22 protein-coding genes are annotated in these 23,442 nt (G+C 61.1%); 19 read left to right on the forward strand and 3 right to left on the reverse strand.

Annotated elements, in window-relative coordinates:
- The 5 genes from PLD04_03270 to PLD04_03290 form a co-directional block, all read left to right on the forward strand.
- Positions 1–2,664: toprim domain-containing protein (locus tag PLD04_03270; protein HXK67340.1), on the forward strand; the 2,664-nt coding region annotated here is incomplete at its 5' end.
- Positions 2,665–3,007: 343 nt separating this feature from the next.
- Positions 3,008–4,519 carry an ATP-binding cassette domain-containing protein gene (locus tag PLD04_03275; protein ID HXK67341.1) on the forward strand — a complete coding sequence of 504 codons (1,512 nt, stop codon included), beginning with the start codon at positions 3,008–3,010 and terminating at the stop codon, positions 4,517–4,519.
- Positions 4,520–4,973: 454 nt separating this feature from the next.
- A complete protein-coding gene (locus PLD04_03280; protein HXK67342.1) occupies positions 4,974–5,744 on the forward strand; it encodes a hypothetical protein in 771 nt (256 codons plus the stop codon).
- Between the two features lie 3 nt (positions 5,745–5,747).
- On the forward strand, positions 5,748–6,026 hold the full coding sequence (locus tag PLD04_03285) for a hypothetical protein (protein HXK67343.1): 279 nt from the start codon (positions 5,748–5,750) through the stop codon (positions 6,024–6,026).
- 91 nt (positions 6,027–6,117) lie between these two features.
- Entirely contained in the window at positions 6,118–6,618 is a 501-nt protein-coding gene (locus PLD04_03290) for a hypothetical protein (protein ID HXK67344.1), read from the forward strand.
- 600 nt (positions 6,619–7,218) lie between these two features.
- On the opposite strand, the gene PLD04_03295 is transcribed toward PLD04_03290, so the two are convergent.
- From PLD04_03295 to PLD04_03305, 3 genes are read right to left on the reverse strand one after another with little or no spacing between them, the layout of a single operon-like run.
- Positions 7,219–8,133 carry a tyrosine-type recombinase/integrase gene (locus PLD04_03295; GenBank protein ID HXK67345.1) on the reverse strand — a complete coding sequence of 305 codons (915 nt, stop codon included), beginning with the start codon at positions 8,131–8,133 and terminating at the stop codon, positions 7,219–7,221.
- Positions 8,114–8,488 (reverse strand): hypothetical protein, encoded by a 375-nt coding sequence (locus tag PLD04_03300; protein HXK67346.1) that lies wholly within the window; start codon positions 8,486–8,488, stop codon positions 8,114–8,116. Before PLD04_03300 ends, PLD04_03295 begins: the two co-directional genes overlap by 20 nt.
- Before the next feature lie 33 nt (positions 8,489–8,521).
- Complete coding sequence (locus tag PLD04_03305; protein HXK67347.1) at positions 8,522–8,716, reverse strand: hypothetical protein; 195 nt, start codon at positions 8,714–8,716, stop codon at positions 8,522–8,524.
- 140 nt (positions 8,717–8,856) lie between these two features.
- On the opposite strand from PLD04_03305, the gene PLD04_03310 reads away from it, so the two are divergent.
- From PLD04_03310 to PLD04_03375, 14 genes are all read left to right on the forward strand, one after another.
- Entirely contained in the window at positions 8,857–9,129 is a 273-nt protein-coding gene (locus tag PLD04_03310) for a hypothetical protein (GenBank protein HXK67348.1), read from the forward strand.
- Positions 9,126–9,404 carry a hypothetical protein gene (locus PLD04_03315; protein HXK67349.1) on the forward strand — a complete coding sequence of 93 codons (279 nt, stop codon included), beginning with the start codon at positions 9,126–9,128 and terminating at the stop codon, positions 9,402–9,404. Before PLD04_03310 ends, PLD04_03315 begins: the two co-directional genes overlap by 4 nt.
- On the forward strand, positions 9,404–10,927 hold the full coding sequence (locus PLD04_03320) for a hypothetical protein (GenBank protein ID HXK67350.1): 1,524 nt from the start codon (positions 9,404–9,406) through the stop codon (positions 10,925–10,927). Before PLD04_03315 ends, PLD04_03320 begins: the two co-directional genes overlap by 1 nt.
- Before the next feature lie 114 nt (positions 10,928–11,041).
- A complete protein-coding gene (locus tag PLD04_03325) occupies positions 11,042–12,550 on the forward strand; it encodes a phage portal protein (protein HXK67351.1) in 1,509 nt (502 codons plus the stop codon).
- Positions 12,550–17,124 carry a minor capsid protein gene (locus tag PLD04_03330; GenBank protein HXK67352.1) on the forward strand — a complete coding sequence of 1,525 codons (4,575 nt, stop codon included), beginning with the start codon at positions 12,550–12,552 and terminating at the stop codon, positions 17,122–17,124. Before PLD04_03325 ends, PLD04_03330 begins: the two co-directional genes overlap by 1 nt.
- A 2-nt stretch (positions 17,125–17,126) precedes the next feature.
- Complete coding sequence (locus PLD04_03335) at positions 17,127–17,633, forward strand: hypothetical protein (protein HXK67353.1); 507 nt, start codon at positions 17,127–17,129, stop codon at positions 17,631–17,633.
- Positions 17,630–17,983, forward strand: coding sequence for a hypothetical protein (locus PLD04_03340; GenBank protein HXK67354.1), 354 nt, complete (start codon positions 17,630–17,632; stop codon positions 17,981–17,983). Before PLD04_03335 ends, PLD04_03340 begins: the two co-directional genes overlap by 4 nt.
- Positions 17,984–18,086: 103 nt before the next feature.
- On the forward strand, positions 18,087–20,483 hold the full coding sequence (locus tag PLD04_03345; protein ID HXK67355.1) for a DNA adenine methylase: 2,397 nt from the start codon (positions 18,087–18,089) through the stop codon (positions 20,481–20,483).
- Between the two features lie 12 nt (positions 20,484–20,495).
- Complete coding sequence (locus PLD04_03350) at positions 20,496–20,858, forward strand: hypothetical protein (protein ID HXK67356.1); 363 nt, start codon at positions 20,496–20,498, stop codon at positions 20,856–20,858.
- A gap of 18 nt (positions 20,859–20,876) precedes the next feature.
- The gene (locus PLD04_03355; protein ID HXK67357.1) at positions 20,877–21,740 is read left to right on the forward strand and encodes a hypothetical protein; all 864 of its coding nucleotides are present in this window, start codon (positions 20,877–20,879) and stop codon (positions 21,738–21,740) included.
- Between the two features lie 18 nt (positions 21,741–21,758).
- Positions 21,759–22,118: a hypothetical protein gene (locus PLD04_03360; GenBank protein HXK67358.1), complete on the forward strand. Its 360-nt coding sequence runs from the start codon at positions 21,759–21,761 to the stop codon at positions 22,116–22,118.
- Positions 22,105–22,569, forward strand: coding sequence for a hypothetical protein (locus tag PLD04_03365; GenBank protein ID HXK67359.1), 465 nt, complete (start codon positions 22,105–22,107; stop codon positions 22,567–22,569). The genes PLD04_03360 and PLD04_03365 overlap by 14 nt, the downstream gene beginning before the upstream one ends.
- On the forward strand, positions 22,556–22,915 hold the full coding sequence (locus PLD04_03370; GenBank protein ID HXK67360.1) for a hypothetical protein: 360 nt from the start codon (positions 22,556–22,558) through the stop codon (positions 22,913–22,915). Before PLD04_03365 ends, PLD04_03370 begins: the two co-directional genes overlap by 14 nt.
- Positions 22,905–23,390: a hypothetical protein gene (locus PLD04_03375; GenBank protein HXK67361.1), complete on the forward strand. Its 486-nt coding sequence runs from the start codon at positions 22,905–22,907 to the stop codon at positions 23,388–23,390. Before PLD04_03370 ends, PLD04_03375 begins: the two co-directional genes overlap by 11 nt.
- Positions 23,391–23,442: the final 52 nt, after the last annotated feature.

A 23,442-nucleotide genomic window follows, 5' to 3' on the forward strand; every position in this document is an offset into this window, starting at 1 on the left:
GACGGCCTGACGCCATTTTTCGAGCGCCGCATCGTCTTTCCCTACTGGAGCCGTGGCCGGGTGGTGTTCATGATCGGCCGCAAGACGCCGTGGACCCCGGACGTGGGCTGGGAGCAAGGGAAATACAAGAAACTGCCGGTTCACGACGAGCACCAGCGGCCTTACGTCGCCGACTTCATCAACAACGCGCTGCTGTTCAACGAGGACTGCCTGCTGGCCAGGCCCGGCAAGGTGATCATCACCGAGGGGGTGACCGATTGTCTGGCGCTGATGCAACTGGGCCTGCCCACCGTATCTCCGGTCACCGTCCGCATCCGGGCCGCCGATTGGGAGCGCCTGATCCCCAAGCTGCGCGGCGTCGAAACCGTCTACATCTGCCAGGACAACGAACTCTCCCAGGCCGGTCTCAAGGGGGCGCTGCAAACCGCCCGCACCCTGGCCGAACACAAGATCGACACCCGCCTGGTGACGCTGCCCTTGTCGGAGACACAGCTCTCGGCCCGGCAGGAGCTGACCGAACGCTTCGGCCTGACGGCGAGCGTGGGGCCGAAGGAGCTGGCCAAGCTATTGGCAGGACGCCCCGCCGAGGAAATCCAAGCGGCCGAGGCGCTTCTCGCCACCGCCAAGATCGACGTCAACGATTACATTGCCGCCGGGCATACCCGGGAGGATTTCGAACGCCTGCTCGCCGAAGCCAGCACGCCCATCGAGTTCGGCGTGCGCTCGCTGCCCGAGGGCGCTGAAGAGGAAGAACGCAACCGCCTGCTCGAACCGATCCTGGGGGAGATTTCCGAGCAGTCGCCGCTGGAACAGGCCCGCCTGCTGAAGCTGGTGCAGGAGCGCATCGGCGGTGGCGTCTCCATGGCCACCCTGAAAGAGCAGATCCGCGCCATCCAGAAGGACCGCAAGGTCGAGTTCCGCAACGAAAAGAAGAAGGCCAAGCGGATGTCCGGCGCGATGCCCGGATCGTGCCGCGCCCGGGTCGACGAGGTGCTGATCGACACGGAACTGGAGAACGGCGCTCCCGACTACACCCTGGCCGCCGAGGCTGCCTACGACTGGTTCACCTCCAACGGTGCCCAGTTCTTTCACACCCTGCAGGGCGAGCCGTTCATGTATTTCGACAACGCCATCTACTGGATGGATTCACCGGACCGGGGCCGCAAGCGCCATTACGCGGCCATGCTCTACAAGCACACGGGCATGGTGCCGACCTCCAACGGCGGACGGACATTTTTCGAGGTACTGCCCAGCCTGGCGATGATCCGTGGCCAGGTGCGCGACCATTTTTCCTGGCTGCACACCGATGTGGCTTCCTACACCGTCTATTTCAACCTGAACAATCCGGAGCACGAGATCGCCAAGATCACCCCGGACGAGATTCAGATCATGAAGAACGGCGGCAACGAGGACGGCATCATCCTGGACGGCTCGCGCAAGATGAAGCCGCTGAAATTCCTGCCCGACGCCGACCTCGAAGAGGCGGACCGGCTCCTGGTCGATCTGCTGGTGGGCAACATGACCTGCCCGCAGGGGGATCGCTTTCTCATCCTTTCCTGGCTCTCCTGTTTCCTGCTGATCGACTTCGCCGGGACACGGCCCATGACCCGATTCGAGGGCTCGGCCGGATCGGGAAAGACCACCGCCAGCAAGATCACGTCGACGCTGCTTTACGGCGAGCCCCAGCACAAGAAGGCCACCGACGCGGCGAACTACACCGATGGCTCGCAGAACCCGCTCATCGTCCTCGACAACATCGAGGTCAAGCAGATGACCGAGGATCTGACCACCTTCATGCTGACCAGCATCACCGGCATCGCCAAGGAGAAACGCAAGAGCGGCACCGACAGCGAGACCATCACCGAGCGGACCAAATGCCTGCTGAACACCACCGGCATCGAGCCGCTGTGCGGAGAGCTTTCGGAGATCCTGTCGAGGTCCTTCGTCATCAACTTCGACCTCGCCAACCAGGCCAGCGACTGCTTTCTGGAGTCGGAGGTCATCTCCGCCATCCAGCAGAACCGGGATCTGATCATTTCGGCCATCATGAAGCGAACCAGCCATGTGTTGGCGATGATCCGGGACGGAGCCCAGAAACAGGTCATGCGCCTGCTGCACCGAACCATGCCGACCCATGGCAAACGCCGGTGCAACGATTATCTGAGCCTGATGTACCTGATGATGCTGGCCGGGTCCGAGGAACACGAGGTGACCACCGGACTCGAGGATCTGAGCCCGCTGTTCATCGAGCAGATCCATTCCATCAACGACACCAGCCAGGAGATGGCGCGGGAGTCGAACCCCATCGCAACGGCGCTGGCGTCGCTCTTCCACGCTTATCAGAACGCGGTGGAGCTGGACGAGAAGGCCCGCTACGGCGAGGACGACCGGGCAAACCATGTGGTGGGGTTCATCGAACGCTACCAGGTGAGGTTCGAGAACGAGAACACCATGGAACCAGTGTCAGCGGGACGGTTGCTCGCGGCGCTGCGCAGGGTCGGCCGGGAATTCAACCTCGAGTTCGAATACAAGAAGCCCGCTCAGCTCGGTCGGCGCATCAGCAACGACCTGGACGTCATCCGGGACGCCGGGTTCGACATCGACCGGCAGCGCAACGCCCACACCAAGAACTTCGAGTACCGGATCTGCCACAAGAGCAGGTAAATGGAATTTTTTTGCCCAAACTGGATGATATGACGACACTGAACTTTATCAAAATCAAAGGCAAAACTTGACGCCATCATCCTGTGATGCTAAGTTAGAAGTAAATTTATATGGAGGTATACCCTTGAGAATCTAACGGAAACGAGCCTTCACGAAATTTTCGTGTTCCCATTTTGGATCGTTAAATTATCCAAAAAATGGCGTTCTGTTTCCGTAGATCTTGGGTGGCTTCAGCGTTTATGATTTGAATGCCACGTTTAAGACGTGGCATTTTTTATTTTAGCTGATTCCATGGGAATGGGACGTCCAGTATGTTTTGTTACAGCATGCTTGGAGGTCAACAATGTCAATATCTTTTCAAAACGTTACCTTTTCTTATGATAGTGCAATATCCTCATTGCTTGAGGATATCACAGTTCATCTTGCGGAAGGATGGACAGGAATCGTAGGGCCAAACGGTGCAGGGAAAACGACTTTTCTGCAACTTGCGGCAGGACATCTACAGGTACAGCAAGGGACTATCAAACGGTCCGGACATATAGTTTTCTGCCCGCAGCGCACTGACGATGTTCCGGCACAGCTATCACTTTTGATTTCTACGGTTGAAGCAGAGGCATGCGTACTGCGTGGAAAGCTAAGGATTGGCGATGATTGGGTAAGTCGCTGGCAGACACTAAGTCATGGCGAGCGTAAGCGTGCTCAAATTGCTGTCGCTCTCTGGCAACAACCGGATGTCCTTCTTCTTGATGAACCGACCAATCATATTGATATTACGGCCCGTGAGCTGCTTATAGAAGCGCTTACATCATTTCGTGGTATTGGTCTGCTGGTTAGCCATGACCGAGATTTGCTTGACCTTCTTTGCCAGCAATGTATTTTTCTCGACCCCCCTCAAGCCATAATACAACCTGGCAATTATACGAAAGCTGCCGCAGATGTTAAACGGGAAGAATCAAGTTTGCAGGATAGACGTCATAGTTTGCAACAAAACCTGGAACGATTAAAGGACGAGTCGAAACGTCGCTGCGCTAAAGCCTCACGCGCCAACAAAAAGAAATCGAAACGTCATTTGGCACGTGGTGACAGCGATGGGCGTGCCAAAATCGACCTGGCTCGTGTTTCAGGACAGGATGGTCATGCCGGGCGTCTTGCTAAGCAATTAAAAGGTCGTATAAAGCATGGGCAGGAACAAATTTCTGAGATAAAAATCAAGAAACGCTATGCAACTCATTTCTGGATCGATGGTTCCGTCTCTCCACGTCGAATCCTCTTTACTATTCCTGCTGACATAATCGCTCTCGATGAATCAAGAAAATTGCATATACCAGAGATTTCAATGCTACGTGACGATCGTATTGCTATTACTGGAGCAAATGGAATGGGAAAGACAACTTTTATTCGACATATTCTTAACCACATAGATATTCCTAATGAGCATTTGGTATATTTACCGCAAGAGATTGACATGATGAAAACCCGAAAAATCATGGCAGATGTAAATCACCTTTCCCATGAACAACTTGGTAAAATCATGACAGTGGTGAGTGCTCTTGGGTCACGCCCTGAACGACTGTTACATAACCTTGATATCAGCCCAGGTGAATTGCGCAAGGTGCTATTGGCGCTTGGAATTATTCGTCAGCCGCATTTAATTGTTATGGATGAACCGACAAATCATCTCGATCTTCCAGCAATCGAGTGCTTAGAGAATGCCCTGAGAGATTGCCCCTGTGGCCTGTTGCTGATCAGCCATGATTTGCATTTCCTCCAACAGGTCACTAGTAAACGGTGGCACCTGGGTCAACATGAAACGAACGTTATGATTTCTATAGATAATCGAAAGACAACGGATTGAGTATTCGCAGCTCCGGTTTTGCGGTGGTGCGGTGATCACCGCTGTCTCTTGCGGTGGATGACCACCGCACGCCAAACCCTTGCCAGACAAGGCGTTCATGGCCTTTGCGGTGGATGCGGTGGTAAATCCAGAGGTCTCACCCCCCTATGGGCTGAAATATTTTTTTGACTCACCAACCCGACATCCGACGCCAGGCAAATTCCGGCCCAGCGCGAGAGACATTCCCCAAATACCACCGCAACCACCGCACTCTATCTTCTCTTTCTTCATAACTATCTAAAAACAAATAACAAACAAAGAACCACCCCCTGCGGTGGGACGAGAAAACCTTCCACCGCACGACCACCGCAGCCACCGCACGTATCCACCGCAGCAGATGGTCTCCGACGGTTTCAGGGCAGCTCCGGTAAATAACGGGAAAAGCGATTAACCCGTATTTCTGGAGCCTGAAACCATGAGCCTTCTAAAAACCATGATCAAGCACACCGCCGGAGGGCAGGAAGCCTCGGCCGGATGTGAACCCCCATCATTACCACCGCAACAACCGCAGCCCGCCATCTATGTCTCCACCGGGCTCGATGTTCACGAGGTCGAGGACGCCCGCGACTGGCCTGAAGACCGGGAGATCGACGGCACGCTGTGTCGCCGCCTGTCGCCTGAATACTTTGCCTGGCTACGTTCCCGCATGCTCACGGCCCAAGCCGCGCACAAGGCCGGAAAGCTCCCCGAGGATGCCTGGAACACGCTGCGGAAGCGATTCAACGCCCTGCAGGCGCTGGCCATCCGGGAGTTCGGCAAGGAACTCCTGCAGGAGGTCCTGCACTCTTTTTCCCCGAAGAACTATCGGCCACCCGCGCTTCGTCCCGAGGCCCAGGAGAAACCTGTCGAAGTTGACACAAAGGACTGGATTTATCCCGGCAACCAAGCTTGGAAATGTAAGCAGCCGGTGACTTCCCAGGCTGTCGCCAAGGTCGACGCCATCCGTGAGGAGGCCATGGCCAAGGGCTGGTCCGAGGCACGCCTCTATCAGAACCAGGGCCGCTTCCGGTTTCCCTGCGGCGAGGACTACGGCCTGGTCTGCTTCGTCGATGGCGATCAGGAGATTGGCGAGGTCACCGAGCGTTCTATCGAAATTATCCACGGGCCGAAGTCCGGGCGTCCCAGCACGCTGCGGTTCTACAACCCGGACGTGCCGCAGCCGTGGATGAAGAAAGTGGAGGATTGAGCCGTGAAGAAAAAGAAACGCTACGCCAACGCCAAGGATGTCCTGCCCGAGGAACTCTTCGAGCAGATCCAGAAGCACTACACCGGAATTCTCTGGGTCCCGGCACCGAGCCGCTTTTACCAGGAGCGCCGCGACCTGGTGCTTGCCCTTCATCTGCAGGGGATCAGCAGCCAGGAGATCTCCAACCTCGCCGGAGTGACCACCCGCCGGGTCAACCAGATCATCGCCGCCGAACGAAAACAGGATCGGGACCGACAGTTTAGCGCCGCTTCCGGTAAGTAACCCCTGAACCGGCGGGAGCGCGTTTGGAGGCTAAATCGGCCTCCCGCCCCGCATCCCGGCTTGGGAAAACAATATTCGGCAGGATTTCCACGTGGCACTGAACAAACCGGACAAAGAGACGCTGGACCGCTGGCACCGCAACGAGGGCAAGACCGAACCGCCCCGGCGCGGGCCTGGTGCGCCCGAGGGCAACCAGAACCGGCTGCGTCACGGCATCTTCGCCGACCGTTGCCTGACGCCGGAAGAGAAGGTCATGTTCGACGCGATCATCGACCGCCTCAACCAGGACTTCGAGTTCAACAAGTCCAGCGACTTCCTGCAGGTGGAGCTGGTGGGCGTCTACTCGGTGAAGCTGGTCCGCGCCCAGATCGAGGGGAACACGGATGCAGCCGAAAAGCTCGACCGGATGATCCGCTGCCACATGAAGGATCTCAAGACCACCAAGATCGCCCGCGAGGGTGAGGAGCCGAAAGGCCCGCAGACCTCTCCGGCGGAATGGGCGGCGGCGCTGCTCGAGAAGGTGGCCGAGGCCGCCAACGCCCCGGCCGCGAAACCCTCCGGCCGCAAGAAACGCGGAAAGAATTGCGGATAACACCATGGAGGGCTTTTCCGATGACCCCGGCACACGGCGACTTGCGGCAGACAGCTTCACCAGGAATTGCGGATAAGACGTGTTCCTTGCACTTTCGGAATCGGCATTCTCCGGCGGCCGATCATCATTTCCACTCCTCGATTTCTTCCTGCAGCTCTCGATATCTGTTTGGCATGTGTGCGTATAAGCCGAGCCGCATAAGCCAAGTAGATATAGGCATGTTCACGCCGGGGCTCTCTCACACAACCCAAGTAAATATTGGCATGTCGAGCCCCAGGCAGAACCGGCCAAGCCCCGCACACAGCCATTCTTTCGGCGGCGGCCCTCGCACAAGCCAAGCAGATATTGCCATGTGTGTACCGCGCCCGGAGCGCACAAGCCAAGCAGTTATAGCGATGTGCGGCCGACAGACAGAAAAGGAGAAATTCCGGTCAATCGATATTTCCCGCTCCGCCCGGGAGGCAGCGGGCCATCGTCATGATCATTCATCATCGGCGGATGTGTTCTTCTGCGGGCACTGTCATTCACTGTCTTCGACACTGTCTCGCCCAACGAAAACAGGAGCAGCCGAGGCCGCTCCCATCGTCGGGTCCGGAAGGATCAGAGGCGTTCGAGGGCTTCCTCGAGCTGGCCGTCCACGAGGTGGGTGTAGATCTGGGTGGTGGACACGTCCCGATGCCCCAAGGCCCGCTGCACCACGAGCAGGTCATTGGTCGCGCCGTAGAGGTGGGTGGCGAAGGTATGCCGCAGCCCGTGCGGCGTCAGTTCCTTTTCGATCCCGGCCTTCCGCAGCCAGTGGGCGAGCCGGTTGGCAATCTGCCGCTGGCAGAGTCTGCCGTCCCGGTTCGACAGGAACAGGGCTTCCATTTCCGGGCGGCCATGTCGACGGCGCTCGGCCAGGTAACGGCGAAGCAATGTGCGGAGGTCGGTCTTGATGAACTTGACCTGCGGCACATTCCCCTTGGCCCGCACCCGCAGATGTTTGGCGTCGAGGTCGATGTCATCCATGTCGAGCGCGGCCAGCTCGCCAAGCCTGATCCCGGTGCCCAGCAGCACCTCGATCATGGCGCGGTCGCGCAGCGCGGAGAAGTCGGTCCGTCCCTTGAGTTCCTTGAGCAGTCGTTGCTTTTCGGCGGCGGTCAGGAACACCGGCAGCTTTCTCGGCAGCCGATGCATGCGGATGTACCGGGCCGGATTGTCATCGACCACGCCCGCTTCGACGGCCCAGGCGAAAAAGGCCCGCACCGCCGCCTTCATTCGATGGAGCGACGCCGCCGAGCGTGGGCCGCGCTCACTCTCGGTCACCGCCCCGGCGGAGAACACCTGGTCGAGGAGACCGGCCGTGACCGCCCGACAGACGATACCCGGGGCCAGCTCATCGGCAACGCGGGCCACCAGGGCGAGGTCCCGGCGGTATGCGGCTATGGTCGCGGGGGAGCGCCCTTCGGCCGACAGGCGGGCACAGAACGCCTCAGTCGCGGCCGTCAGCTCGAGGTCAGCCGTTCGGTTGCTCATTGCTGGACTCCTTCACCCGGCTGTGGCCCATGGGTGTGCTCTTGGGCAGCGGCAGCTCCTCGATGCGCCCCGATTCCCTGGCCCAGACCATCATCATGCGGAACACCCGGACGGTCTTGGCGACGGTGCGTTCAGCCCGCTCCTTGCCGTCGGGGAGTTTGAGCAGCAGGTCGGACTTGTAGAACTTGCCGACCTGGGGAAGCCGGATCTCGGCGAGCTGGCGATCCGCGCCGAAGAAGGCCTCCACCACGTCGAGGTCCTTCCGGTAGGTGTAGAGGGTCCGCTCTTTCTTTCCGGATTCCCGCAGGTGGCCGATGAAAGCCTCGGCGGCTTGATGCACGGTGCATTCGGTCATGTCGATGTCTCCTTTGTCGGTGGCCCGGTGTGTTCAGGACAGGAACTCGTCCAGCTCCCGCAGCAGTTCCTCGACGTGGCCGAGGGAGCCGACGCTCGCCCAGGTGATGTCCGGCTGCTTCGCGTCCGCTTCGAGCTTGCCGCGAATGCCCTCGATCAGCCGGGCGATGTTCTCCTGCTTTTCTCGGTACGCCTTGAGTGCCTGCTGGCGGTTTCTGTCGTAGGTCATGGCCTGTCTCCGGTTCCGTTTTTCGTGGATGCGGGACCATCCCGCGTCACATCCAATGACGCTTCTATTTCGTTGGAAATCAAGTGTTTGCAGAGATCTTTCTGCATGTGCCCCAAACCCATAACCCAAAGGAGATCAACATGTTGAAGAAGACCCTCGAATGGACCATCCCACTGGCCCTGGCCGGAATCATGACCGGCTGCGCCACTTACCGGCCACCGGCCCAGATCCAGTCGGCGGTGGCCACCGTCAACCGCCACACGCCCGAGTACGTGACCGAGGCCAACAAGGCGCTGCGCGAGGTCGGCCACCCGGACGCCGAGCGCCTGACCGGAGTCGGTCTGCGCCTGCAGACCGCCGTGGACGCCCTTGACCAGTGGGCCAACGGCTCGAACCAGGAGGCAGGCCAATGAAAGAGATCCTTCAGGAAAACAGCGATGCCGTCCGCCAGGCCGGTGAGGCCCTGGTCGAAATCGGCACCGAACTGGCGGCGGGACGGATCGAGAACGCCCTCGGCCGTCTGGAAGCGGCCCAGCAGCAGTACCGGGCCTGGGCGGAGTTGGACCAGGCCATCATCGACATTCAGGAAGCTGTCCACGACAGGAAGAACACTCTGGCCGTGCAGCAGATCCTGACGGAACTGGTGGGCACCATCCTCGGCAGCGCCTTGAGGACGGGAATGCACTGATGGCGGTAACCGACAAGGAGCGCAAACTTGCGGCGACCCTGAGCGATCCCGTGTTGTGGGGGCAAGCCTACCTCTACAACCGGGATGGCTCAGGCCGCGACTACTGGCCGCACCAGGTGGAGGACCTGCGCTGCCCGGCCAAGAACATCATCCACCTCGACGGCCGGGACGTGGGCAAGTCCATCGTGCTCTCGACCGACGCGCTCCATTACGCCTTCACCACCCGAGGCGGCCAGGGCCTCATCGCGGCTCCGCACCAGGGGCACCTCGATACCATCATCGAGGAGATCGAGTTCCAGCTCGACACCAACCCGGATCTGATGAACAGCATTGCCCTGACCAAGTACGGCAAGCCCAAGATCCACCGCAAACCCTACTTCCGGCTGGAGTTCACCAACGGTTCGGTGCTCTATTTCCGCCCGGCCGGGGCCTATGGCGACGCCTTCCGGTCCCTGCACGTGGGCCGCGTCTGGGTCGATGAAGGAGCCTGGCTGACCGAACGGGCCTGGAAGGCGCTGCGCCAGTGCCTCAAGGCCGGGGGGACGCTACGCATCTACTCCACGCCCAACGGCCTGCGCGACACCACCTATTACCGGCTCACCTCGTCGGATCAGTTCCATGTGTTCCGCTGGCCGTCCTGGCTCAATCCTCTGTGGACCGAGGATCGCGAGGCCGAACTGCTGGAGTTCTACGGCGGCCGCGACAGCTCCGGCTGGCAGCACGAGGTGGCCGGTGAACACGGCAAGCCCTCCTATGGGGCCTTCAATGTCGAGCAGTTCAACCTCTGTCGGCAGGATCTGCTGGAGTACCAGAAGATCGTCATCACCGATTCCGAGATGCGCGACTGCGACACCGAGGAAGCGGCCCACGACCGGCTGGAGATGCTGCTCAACCTCACGCCCCGCAGCGGGCAGTTCTGGGTCGGCGGCGACCTGGGCTACACCAACGACCCCACCGAGATCGTCGTATTCCAGGAGATGGAGATCGGCGAGCGGACGCTGCTGAAGATGATCCTGCGCGTGCATCTCGAACACGTTTCCTATCCGCACATCGCCCAGATCATCGCGCTGCTGGAGCGTTACTACACCCCGGCGGGCATCGGCGTGGACAACGGCGGCAACGGTCTGGCCGTGGTTCAGGAGCTGCTCACCCTGGACAAGTACAAGGGGCTGGAGCTGGAAGGCAGGCTCAAGGGATACGACTTCGGCGGCATGACCCGGCTGGCGGTGCGGGACGGCAAGGAAATCAAGAAGCGGACCAAGGAGCTGATGACCAGCCTCATCAACGGGGCTCTGCAGCGCAAGCAGCTCATTTTCCCCTCGGACGACCTGGAGGTGGAAGACCAGTTCACCACCCACACCTACACCCTGCGGGACGGCAAGATCATCTATTCCAAGGGCAACGACCACATCATCGACGCGGTGCGCTGCGCCATGCTGATCCGGGAAGAAGGCAACCTCGACCCGGTCGGCGAAGAGGTGGTCTCGCTCAAGCCCGTGCTCACCAATCCGGTCTTCATCTGACCGCATCCTCCGACGCTTTCCACCCCGCTCCGGTAAGTAACCGGCATCGAGCCGGGTTCGGCCCACACGGGCCGGATGTGCGGCTGTCATGGCCGAAACTACCGAGAGGATCACGTGGAAAGCACCGCCCATCAGGACGAACAACCCGAAAGCCTGGACACCACCGGCTTTGTCATCGCGCCGCTGGCAGCAGCGGCCGCGCTCGACTCGGCCGCCTTCGCCAAGGTGAACGCCGCCGAAGCGATTCCGGCCACCTGGGAAGAACGCGCCCGCAAGGCCTGGGAATACTACGTCGAGGAGCCGCTGGTGAAGAACTGCGTCAACTCCTGGCGCACCTTCGCCGTGGGCGACGAGATCAAGATCACCAGCGATGACGAGAACCTCAAGGAGCAGGCCCTGGAGGCCGCCTGGCGGCTGAACATCTCGCAGTTCATCAAGGACATGGTTCTTCAGCTCCTGGTGAAAGGCGACGCCATCGGCTTCAAGCGCTTCACCAAGTCCGGCCAGGACATCGAGGAGCTGGTCTGCGTCAACCCGGTTTCGGTCAAGGTCAAATACGCCCAGGGCGAGCTGATCGAGGCCCGGCAATTTCCCGAGGACACCCCCGGCGGCGGGGAATCCATCCCGCTGCCCGTCGAGCAGGTGGTCCACCTCAAATGGGACGCACCGGCCTTCTCGCCCCGGGGCAACTCCCTCGTGCTTCCCGCCTTTCAAGCCATCGAACTGCTGCGCGATTACCGCCGGGCCGAACAGGCCATCGCCAAGCGCTGGGCCACGCCCTTCCGCCTGCTCAAGGTGGGCGGCGCGTTCGGCCAGAAGATGGTGATGCCGGACCAGCGGATGCTCGAACAGGTTCGCGACATGGTCAACAAGATGGACATGAAAAGCGGCCTGGTGGTCCCGTTCTACGTCAATGTCGAAACCCACGGCACCGACGGCCAGGTCCTCAACGTCGAGGACAAGGTCAAGGAGGTGAAGGAAGACATCGTGGTGGCCCTGGGTCTGTCACGCTCGCTGGTGACCGGCGACGGTCCGAATTTCGCCACCGCCTCGGTGAGCATGCAGAAGATGATGGTCATGATCCGCGAGATCAAACAGGCCGCTCGCAAGCTCCTCGACTGGGTGTTCGACGACTGGATGGAGCTGAACGGCCACGGCGACAAGAGCATCCAGTTCATCTTCAACGACCTCGACCCCAGCGACGCGGTCGATTTCAAGAAGCTCCTCATCGAACTCTACGACCGCAAACTCATCAGCCGCTCCAGCCTTCAGCTCAAGATGGACCTGGACCCGGACATCGAGGCCGCCAACCGCGAGACCGAACGTAAACAGATCGACCTGATGGACGAGAAACAGGTGAAGCCGGTGGTGGATATGGTCGTCTCCGGCATCCTCAGCGTGCCTCGCGCCCGGAAGATGCTCGGGATTCCGGCCGAGGACGATGAACCCACGGCGGAGGCGGCATTGGTCTGGTCGGGCGACCTGGAGTCCACCGGCGATGCGGCCGTGTGCGACGAGTGCAGCCACTTCATTGCTGACACCAACCACTGCCGGGTCCACAACAGCGAGCGCACTTTCGACGCCCCGGCCTGTCGTTTCATCGACCGCCGGGAGCCCCGCTGATGCCGTCGGACCTCAAGCAGCGCATCCAGGCGGCCACCCTGAAAAGCCTGACGGCCCGCAACCGCTACAACGACCAGGTCACGGCCCAGCTCACCCAGGCGCTGAAACAGGCCGAAGACGAGGTCGCCCGCGCCATCCTCCAGTACCGCTCCCTCGGCTCCCTGCCGGACAACAAGCTCGCCGCCCTCAAGGGGCTGGAAAAGCTCCAGCTCGAACTCGACGACACCATGAAACGGCTCAAGCGGGAGCAGACCCTGGTCTTTCGCAAGACGACCAAGGACTCCTTCAAGCTCGGCATCCAGCAGGGAATCGGAGAGCTCGCCGACGCGGCGCTGCCGTTCTACGCCGACCTCAAGCCCGAAGGCATCGACAAGCTGGCCACCAAGGTGTTCACCATCGTCGACACCAACGCCCTCGACTTCATGGCGCAGTACAACCTCACACTCGCCGGTGACGTCCACCGCGAACTCGCAGACGGCATCAAGCGCACCATCCTGAACGGCGTCGCCACGGGCAAGGGAGCCGACGACATCGTCCGGGACATGGGCAAGGTGATCATCGACAAGGACTCCTTTCGCCAGGCCGGAAGCCGGGTGTTCAGCAAGGCGCAGTACCGCATGGAGATGATCGCCCGCACCGAGGTACTCCGCGCCCACAACATGGGCAGGCTCAAGTTCCACGAGCGGGTCGGCATCCAGAAACTGGAATGGCTGGCCATGGAAGACGAGCGCATGTGCCCGGTCTGCGGCGGCCTGGACGGCAAGACCTTTCCCATCGACAAGTTCCCCCAGCAACCCGCGCATCCGCACTGCCGCTGCACCAACATCGTGGCGTGGCCGATGACCGTCTGCGGCAGCGAGATGGCCGCCAAGGCCGCCGCCCAGGCATCGCAGGGGGACGCCTGCATTCTCCCGCCCCATGTGCTGGAAGGCATGGCCGACGCCCAGGCCAAGGAGAACGCCAAGCTCAAGAGCGCCTTTGAAAACGGCGACATCGCCGACCTCGGTTCGCTGACGGTCAAACAGCTCCAGACCCTGGCGAAACAAAACGGCGTGGCCATTGCCCGGACCAAGGCCGATTTCATCAAGCTGCTCGATCTGGCCGAACCGGGGATCGATCACGGCGACCTGGCCGGAGCGGCGCTCAGCGCCAAGCTCAAGGAACACAAGATCGGCCTGCTGCGGACCAAGGAAGAACTGGTCGAGTTGCTCGGACTGAAGCAGGCGGAACTCAAACAGGCCAAGCTGCTCGCCGCCCAGATGGCGAAGATCCCTCCCGCCGAGGGGCTGGAGGGCATGACCGCCCAGCAGCTCAAGGAGATGGCGAAGGAGAACGGCATCTCCCTCAACATGACCAAACAGGAGACCATCGAGCTGCTGGACAAGCTGGAGCCCGGCGTGGATCACAGCGGCCTGATGGGCAAGGAACTCGCGGCGGCCAAACAGAAGCACGGCATCGGCATCCTCAAGAACAAACAGCAGCTCGTCGAGGCGCTGCAGAAGAAGGCCGGTGCCGACATGGCCGAGTCGGTCAAGAAAAAGGCAGTCGACGAGGCCAAACAAAAGTTGATCCTGAAACAGAAAACGGCCCTCGAAGACGCCGCCAAGGCCGTGGTCGTTCCCGACACGCCGACCGGCTACAAGGATTTCCTCGACGCGATTGCCAAGGCGGAACAGGCGGTTTCCGGCGGCACCGATCTGCCCCAGGAGCTGCTCGCGGCCCACAGCAAGGAAATCGCCCTCAAGAAACAGCTCTTCCAGGATCAGGTCGGCAAACTGAAATCGGCGGAGCTCAAGACGCTCGCCAAGGAGACCAAGGTTCAGTATTGGCAGTGGGCCAACAAAGACGAGCTGACCACGCTCTTCACCGAGACCGACCCGGCGAAAATCAAGGCGGTTCAGGCCAGCATCGACACCAAGCACGCGGCCTGGGCCGAAAAGCATGGAGGTAAGAAGAAAACCGCTCCTGCCAAGCCCGCAACGCCGAAACCAGCTCCACAGCCGAGCCCGGTCCAGCCGCCCAAGCCCAAGATCGTCAAGAAAGGCGCTGAGTTCGCCACATTCGATACCGCATGGCAACAGAAAGGTCTGCCGTCAAAATTCAAGAAAACCGGCAAGGCCGCTGTCGGCGGCGCACACGAAAAGGAGTTCTGGACCGACGAAAACGGCGACAAATGGCTGTTCAAGCCCATTGGCCGCAAGGACGATGAGTTCATCGCCTTCGGAGAGGAAGCCGCCTACAAGATCGGCCGCCTGATCGACCCCCATTCCATCGAGGTGCGCACCATCCAGTTGAACGGCCGCACCGGCTCCATCCAGAAATGGCGCACCGATCTGCGGGACGACTTCGATTTTCGCAACATCCTGCCCCAGGATCTGACCACCATCGAACTGGAGCAGATCCAGCGCGAGCATGTGGTCGACTGGCTGATCGCCAACCACGACGGACATTCCAAGCAGTTCATCCGTGCCCGGGACGGTCGCGTCTACGGCATCGACAAAGGCCAGGCCTTCAAGTTTCTGGGCCAGGACAAGCTCTCGCTCGACTATCACCCCAACGGCGTCTGCGGCGAGGAAGAGCCGTTTTACAACAAGGTCTTCCGGGCGGCCAAGGAAGGGAAGGTACGGGTCGATCCGAACGCGACCCTGCGCTACATCCAGGAAGTCGAAAAGATCGCCGACGAGGATTACCTCGATCTGCTGCGGCCCTACGCCGAGGGACGGTTTTCCAAGGACCCGGCCGGGCTGCGGCATTTCTACGATCTGGCCCTGGAGCGGAAACACAATCTCCGGCGTGACTTCGAGGGCTATTACGCCGATGTGCTGGGGGATCGGGGCTTCCGTTTCGACAAGCTGAGTGCCGCCACCGGCAAGAAAAAGCTGCTCTCCTCCGCCGAAGAGACCCTGGTCGAGGAGGCCCGCAAGCTCGGCTGGCAGGGCAAGACGCTGCCCTTCGACAGCGGCGACGTGGAGGACCAGAACGCGCTGATCTTCACCGAGAGCTTCAAGGGGAAGAAGCGCACCGTGGTCAAGATGAAGATCCGGCCGGACACCGACCGCCGCATCGACGAGGTGCTGCGCAGGTATGTGCAGACGGCGGCCGGGGAAAAGGGACAACCGCTGGTCGAAGACAGCTTCTTTCCGACGATTCTGGACGCCGTCAAAAACGTCAACTTCCACGTGGGCGACGGCAAGTACAACCGGACCAAGATCGACAAGGCCCTGCGCCTGCGCAAGAAACTGGAGACCCTGCAAAAGAGCGCCGACCCCAAGGTCAAGGAGATGGCGGACCACTATCTGAAATGGGTCAAGGAGATCGAAGAGTCCGTCGACTGGGACCGGGCCACCAACGGCGTATTCGAGCAGTATCTGCCCAAGCTCGACGCGCAGAAACCCAAGGAGAAACCGCCGTTCAAGGTGGAACGCGGCAAGGTGACCCACACCAAGCGCAGGATCGGTTCCGGCACCATCACCGTCGAGGCCGACGACATCGACAACCGGACGCTGTTCAATCACAACTCCCGCATGCAGGACGGACACCAGTACACCGTCACCTTCGAGGACGGCACCCGGGTCCGCTATCGCCCCTGGTCGGACACCAACCTCTATGCCCAGCGCGGCGAGCTGGAAATGATCCTGGACGGCGACGCTACCCCCGGACGGGTCGAGGCGATGCTGGAAAAGCTCGAACAGCTCGGCATCGACACCCGGGTGGCCACGGCGGAAAACGCCGAGCAGATGTATCTCGAAAAGCTCGCCTACATCCGCAAGACCGACAAGAGCGCCGACTACAAACGACTGCAGAAATCCCTCGACGACCGCAACGCCACCACCACCGAGCGGGTCCAGGCTCTGCGCGGCTATTGGCAAAAGGAACTGGGCGTTCAGGACATCACCCAGCTTTCCGGATACAACCCGCTGGGCGAATACCAGGCGGGTTTTCTGGACCGCGACGCCAAGGGCGGATACCGGCACCAGTTCCGGTTCGACATCACCGAGGAGGACCTGGAAAAACAGATGAAGGGCTATTCGCTGGTCCACGATCTGACCAACGGTGAGAGCATGTCCGGCTTCATCGACTTGATCATGGAGAACAACGGAGCCATGGTCAGCACGGTCGAGAAGATGCGCATGGGCGTGGCTCCGGGCGGAATGTCCCCGGTGGCCGACATGCAGACCGGCGGCGCGAGCTATTTCTTCACCCGAATCAAGAAGCAACCGGCCAGCGACGCCTCACCGGCCCTCTACTTCAAGAAACAGATGCTGCGGCGCATGGACGCCATCAGCTATGACCATGACGCCTACGGCAAGGTGATCGACGACTACGTGCAGCGCAACCGGGGAGCCAGCATCGACGATTGGAAGCGGTTCTCGCAGCGCCATGGCAACGAGACCATCTTCAAATACTCGGTGACGCTGCTGGACAACATCGAGTTCATCGTGGCCAGAAGCGACAACGAACGCCGGGAGATCATCCAGAGTTTCACCCGGCGTGGCATCAAGAAACTGCCCGACGGGCGCAAGGTGGAGGACATCGTCCATACCCCGCAAAGCTGGAGCAAACGCAAACAATGACCATGAAGGACTTTATCGAACAGGAGAAACGGCGGCTGCAGGAATCGCTGCACTGGTTCAACAGCCGGGGCAGCCGCATGACGGTCAGAGAATCCGGGGATCTCTTTCTGGATACCCTGGTGGACAGCTTCACCGTCACCCGGATCGCACCCCATTTCGACGCCGCTGGCAACCATCTGCGCACCGATTTCTGGCTGTTGTGGAAGGCGCTCGGTTACGACGAGGGCTTCCAGCACGCCCACACCATCAAGGTGGTGGATGTCCGGGTCGAAGACACCCTGACAGCCGAACATGACGGTAAGAAGGCCGAAGGGTGGCTGATTGTCGATCTGACCGACGACCTGGGCCGCATTCACCATGTCGAAATGATCGAGCCGGTCTCGGAGCCCGAACTCGCGGCGGACTGGCAACGCTGGATCGCCTACCGCCAGAAAAACGCCGAGAGATTCCGCCGGATCGACGCCCAGCTTCTGGTCGAGCATCTCCGGATCGCGGAGGACTGGTCATGAAACTGCGCTATATGATCGACTCGATAATCGCCGACCGGCAAGCCACCGCCCCGGAATACGTGCCCGTGGGCGTCTGGGTTCAGGGGCCGGGTCCCGGTCTGGATGTGGAGATGTACTACCTCGACCGGGGACCGAACGGGCTTGCCGACCGCAAGGACGAAGCCGCCTGGGTGGTCAACCGTCTGGTCGAGGCCGGGACCACCTCGCTTCCGGCGGATTTTCTCGAATACCACCGGCTGTCCCGCTCCCCCTACGACGGGGTCTTTTCCGAGATCACCGAGAGCGACGAATACCCCTCCCTCGACGCCTGCGGCAAGGCCGTTCTGGCCCGGCTGAACCCCGCCCGCTGAAATTCGCCGTCACCCTCCGACACATCGCCGACGCTTCCGGTAAGTAACCGCTGAACGCTCCCCGCAGGTCGCGGAGAGCACAGCAAACTGACCGGAGACGTTGATGGAACTGTTCGCCACAGACCTGGAAAGGCTGGCGTTTCTACTGGAGGCCGATGCGGCGCTGACTCTCGATCCCGACACGCTCGGGACCGAGGCCGCCGAACAGTCCGCTCCTGAAGAGCTCCCTCCCGAGAAGCGCCCCAAGTACATCACCAACTACATCGGCAGTAAGCAGAAGCTCGTCGACTGGATCTGGAAGCATACCCCGGAAGGCGCTGGCACGGTGCTGGATGCCTTTTCGGGGTCTGCGGTCGTGGCCTACATGTACAAGACCAAGGGCCTCCAGGTCATCGCCAACGACCGGCTCCGCTACTGCCACCACGCCGCCAAGGCGATCATCGAGAACAACTCGGTTCGCCTGAGCGAGGACGAGATCGAGGCGCTCCTGGCCGACAACGCCAAGGCGGGCAGCTTCGTTCAGGACAACTTCAAGGGCATCTTCTTCGCCAAGGGCGTCCATGCGCTGATCGACACCATCCGCGCCAACTGCGACAAGCTCTCCGGCTTCAAGAAAGACATCGCCCTGTTCGGCCTCGGCAAAACCTGCATGAGCGGCAAGGGTGGCTTCGGCCACTTCTCGTCGTCCACCGATTATGGCCGCCGCCAGGACACCCCCGACGAGTTCAAGGATCGCCTGCGCAAGAACCTGCAGCGCATCAACGCCCTGGTCTTCGACAACGACAAGGAGAACAAGGCATACCGGCAGGACATCAACGACCTGCTGCCGAAAGCCAAGGCGGATCTGGCCTACTTCGATCCGCCCTACGCCACCGAGTTTTCGACCACCAACTACGAGCGGGCCTACCACTTCGTGGAGGGGCTCATGACCTATTGGGAAGGGCTCGAAATCAAGGCCGACACCAAGGTCAAGTATTACGAGACCGACCACAAGACCGTCACCAAGGCCAACGCCAGCGAGTTCTTCCAGACCTTTCTCGGCAACGCCAAGCACATCCCGCACTGGCTGATCTCCTACCGCGATCACGCCTATCCCAACGAGCAGGAGATGAAGCGGATCATCGGCTCCTTCGGCAAGCAGAGCCGGATGAAGTCCAAGGATCACCACTACGCCATCACCTCCAAGCACGGCGAGGCTTCCAACGCCAAGGAGCGTCTGTTCGTCTGCGCTCCCGGGGCCAAGGCCAGCGCCGAGCGGGAGGAGAAACCCGTTCCGATGGCCGCCGCCGCGAACTTCCACACCAGCATCCCCGTGGACATCCGGCTGGGCGAAGGCGAACGCCTCGCGACCGAGGCCATGGATGTCGGCTCGGCGGGCGACCCCCAATTCAGCTTCGTGCTCTGCCGCACCGGCACCAACAAGAACGGCGATCACTTCACCGCCGAGGAGTTGTCCGGTCGGCATATGACGGCCGTGAACAAGAAGGTCGATCTGCAGCATTCGCAGGAGTTCAACGACATCGTGGGTGGCATCGTCGCCGCCGACTACCTGGAGGACGACAACGGCGGCCGCGTGGAATGCGTCGGCGAGCTGTACGTCCACGACACCCCGGCCGCCCGGCTGGCCTACAAGCTGATGAAGCGCGGGATCATCTCCCAGGTCTCCATGGAGTGCGACTACCAGGAGGGCGAATGCTCGGTCTGCCACAAGCGCTTCCAGAACAAGGCCGACTACTGCACCCACCTGCGCAAATTCAAGGGCCGTGATTTCAACGGCCAACCCGTTTTCGAGATTCTGCACGGCGTCACTTTCACCGGACTGGGACTGCTCGACCGCAAAGGCGCGGACGAGAACGCCAGGATTCTGCAGGTGGCGTCCCTTCAGAGCCAGCCCGACCAATCCCAACCCGAAGGAGATTCCACGATGGAAGACAAAACCAAACCTACCGATGACCAGGCCGTCGAAGCGGCCAAGAAGAAACCGGCCCAGCAGGAAGGCGATCCTGCCCGCGTTTCCGACCTGGAAAAGGAAAACCGGCAGCTCAAGGCCCAGGTCGCCGAGCTGCAGAAACGCGTCCAGGAACTGGAAGCCGAACAAAAGGCGGCCGCCTGCCGCTCCCGCGCCAAGAAGCTGCTCACCCGTCTGGAGAAGCAGGGGCTCTCCTTCGCTTCCGAGGAGGACCGGGAAGCCGAGCTGAAACGCCTGGCCGAACTGTCCGACGAAGCCTTCGCCGCCACCGAAGCCGCTTACGAGCGCCTGCCCAAATCGGCCAAGGCGGACAAGGACAAGGAAGAGAAACCCGCCGACAGCGACCAGGGCGGCAAGCCCGCCGCCAAGGCATCGACGGAAACCCCGCTGCGCAGCGACGCCGGTGTCCGGCCCCACGATGTGGACGACCGCAAGGTGTCGCTCGAGGACCGTCTGCGCGACGGGTTCATGGCCGCTTACCGCAACCGTGTCGGCGAGGACTCTCCCGAACACTCGCAAATCAACGCATAAGGAGGAAACACCATGTCATTCATCAATCCGTGTCACCGCAGCCTCGCCTATGGCGACGGCCACATCCAGGGCGACGGCCAGCTCGGCCAGGTGGTCCGCGTGGTCGGCGACGACCTGTTCGCCGTCAACACCGATCCCACCAAGCGCTCCTTCGGCATCCTGATCAAGGATTACGCCGGTGGCGAAATGCCCGGCATCTACTGCGATGGCGGCGTTTACGAGACCGACGCCTTCGAAGGAACCGTCGTCGCCGGAGACGACCTGAAAGTGTCAGCGGGCGGTCGCCTGACCAACGGCGTCGCGGCCGGGGAGCACGTCGTCGCCCACGCCATTTCCGTACAGAGCGGCGTCCTCAAATTCCGCCTGCTCGTCTAACCCAAGGAGCCAACGCACATGAAAACCAATCAGTTGAAGATCCATTCCCAGGAATACATGGAAACCATGGCGCGGCTCATGAGCGAGGCTCTCGAGTCGCCCGAAGGCATGCGGGCGCTTGCCGCCGCCATTGCCGCGCCCATCGAACAGGAGATCAAGCGCAAGGAGATCTCCTCGCTGCTGCTCACCAAGCACACGTTGCCCAAGGGCGAGCGTCCGGTCTACCAGAAGAAACCGACCGTCAAGGCCCACTGGATCAGCAAGGACGGCGACGCCCAGGAGCAGGAGGTGGGCAAGGACGAGGTCGAGTTCCCCACCAACCGCATCCACTCCAATCCGATGGTGGACGTTTCCGTCCTCAAGAACGGCAACATCGGCACGCTGATGGACATCCAGACCAGCGCCGCTGACGCCATCCGCAAGGAGATGGATCGCCGCACCATCTCGGTGCTCTCCTCGGCCATCCCGGCGGCCAACACCATCGAGGTTACCGGCGATTTGCTCACCGAGGAGGCGCTGAACGAGGCCATCTCGATCATCGAGGACCTGGAGCTGTCGGTGAAGTACATCGTCATGCGCGGCCGCCGGTTCAACGACATGCGCGGCTGGAACCTCGATCCCCAGACCAAGCTCGAGCTGCGCCAGAAGGGTGTCATCAAGAACTACGGCACCGGCGGCATTCTGCTGACCGCCTCCATGCCGCTGGACGAGATCATCATCGTCCCGGATGAAGAGGTCGGAAAGATGCCGGTGCGCGAAAACCTGAAGACGGAGTCCATCGATCAGAAGACCCGCTTCAAGACCGGCTGGCTGGTGTGGTCCGAGATCGGCCAGGGCATTACCCGCCCCGACATCATGGCCAAGGTCAAACTGGTTCCGTAATCCGGGAGGTGACGTGAGATGAATCGAATCAAGAACATCCGTCCCGGCGTTCTGGTGATCCCCGACGCCGGGCTGAAACTCAAGCCCGGCCAGGTGGTCGAGGTGGAACGCCTCACCAAGCAGATCCAGGCGGCGCTCAAGAATGGCCGCCTGGCCATGGCCGACAAACCGAAGCAGGAACCGCTCGCCCCTCCAGAGCCAGACCAGGACGCGGAACCGGTGGACCTGAGCAAGCTCTCCGCCACCGACGCCATCTCCAGGGTCAACGAGGAAGCCAATCCGGAGACCCTCAAAGGCTACATGGACACCGAGAAACGCCGCACGGTGATCGACGCGCTCAAGAGCCGTCTGGAGGGTCTGCAAGGTGCTGCTGAGTGACCTGATCGCCGACCTGCGGCTCGACCTGTCCGATCCGGGCGCATCTCTCTTCGAGGACCAGACTCTGGAGAGATGCGTCCGGAAGGCCGTTTTCCGGGTCGGCCGTGACCTCGACCAATCGCTGACGATCACGGCCGGAGAGATCACCCCCGATCCCACCGGCGAGGTCCGCGAGCTCCTGGTGATCATGGCGCATATCCACGCCTGCCAGGTCATGCGCTCGGCCACCGCCAACGCCTTCTCCTTTTCCAGCGGCGACAAGCGGGTGGACAAAACCGGCCAGCCCGGCCACTGGGCCAAGCTCGAGGCCGATCTGCTCGCCGACTACCGGCAGCGGCTCACCGAGCTGCGTCCGGCCACCCAGCTCGATCAGGAAGCCTACATCCTGACTCCGAGCGGACTCACGCCGGTCATCTACGAACAAGGGATAGACCTCGATGTTGTTGAATGACCGGGAACGCGCCGAAGCCGTGGCCGACGTCGCCCGGCTGATCCTCTCCTCGGGCCAGACCGCACGCGTCCTGCGCGTGGTTCCCGGCGAGCGGCTCTACGGCACCGACGATGCCGAATACGCGGAAATCTCTGTCATCCCCCTCGAACTGAACGAAACCCCGCCGGAGGAGCTGAGCGGCAAGATCGACGCGCTCGCCTGCGTCCTTCCGGATGCCGACGTCCGGGGTGAAGACCGCCTGGCCGCAGACCGGGAAACCTATCGCATACAGAGTGTGGAAGAAGAACACTTCTTCGGCACCGTCACCCACAAGAACCTGCAACTGGTGAAGCTCAATGGGCGTTAGGCGGACCGGTGACTGGGACAAGGCCCGCGCCAAGCTGACCACCGGCATGGGGCCGCGCCTGGCCACGGCCCTGCGTCAGGCCACGATCCGCAACGCCCTTTTTCTGGTGCGCGAGATTCAGCGGGGGATTCGCTCCCAGGCCCCGGGCGGACAGGCCTTCGTGAAACTCGCCGCAAGCACCATCGAGCGCAAAGGCTCCAGCAAGGCGCTCATCGACACCGGCTTTCTCGTCAACGCCATCACCCAGAAGATCATGGCCGACAAGGCGTTCGTCGGCCTGCTGCGCGGCACCGTCAACAAGGACGGGGAAGACATGGTGAACATCGGTGCCGTCATGGAGTACGGGGCCACCATCAAACATCCGAACGGCGCGACCATCATCATCCCCGCCAGACCCTTTCTGCATCCGGTGATGGAGAAGTACCGCGAACAGATCCTCCAGAACTATCGCGAGGCGATCCGCTCCGCGCTTTGAGCCTCCGACACATCGCCAGCGCTTCCGGTAAGTAACCAGGCAGAAAACGGAG

It is taken from the genome of Thermoanaerobaculia bacterium (assembly GCA_035593605.1).
Lineage (GTDB): Bacteria > Acidobacteriota > Thermoanaerobaculia > UBA2201 > DAOSWS01 > DAOSWS01.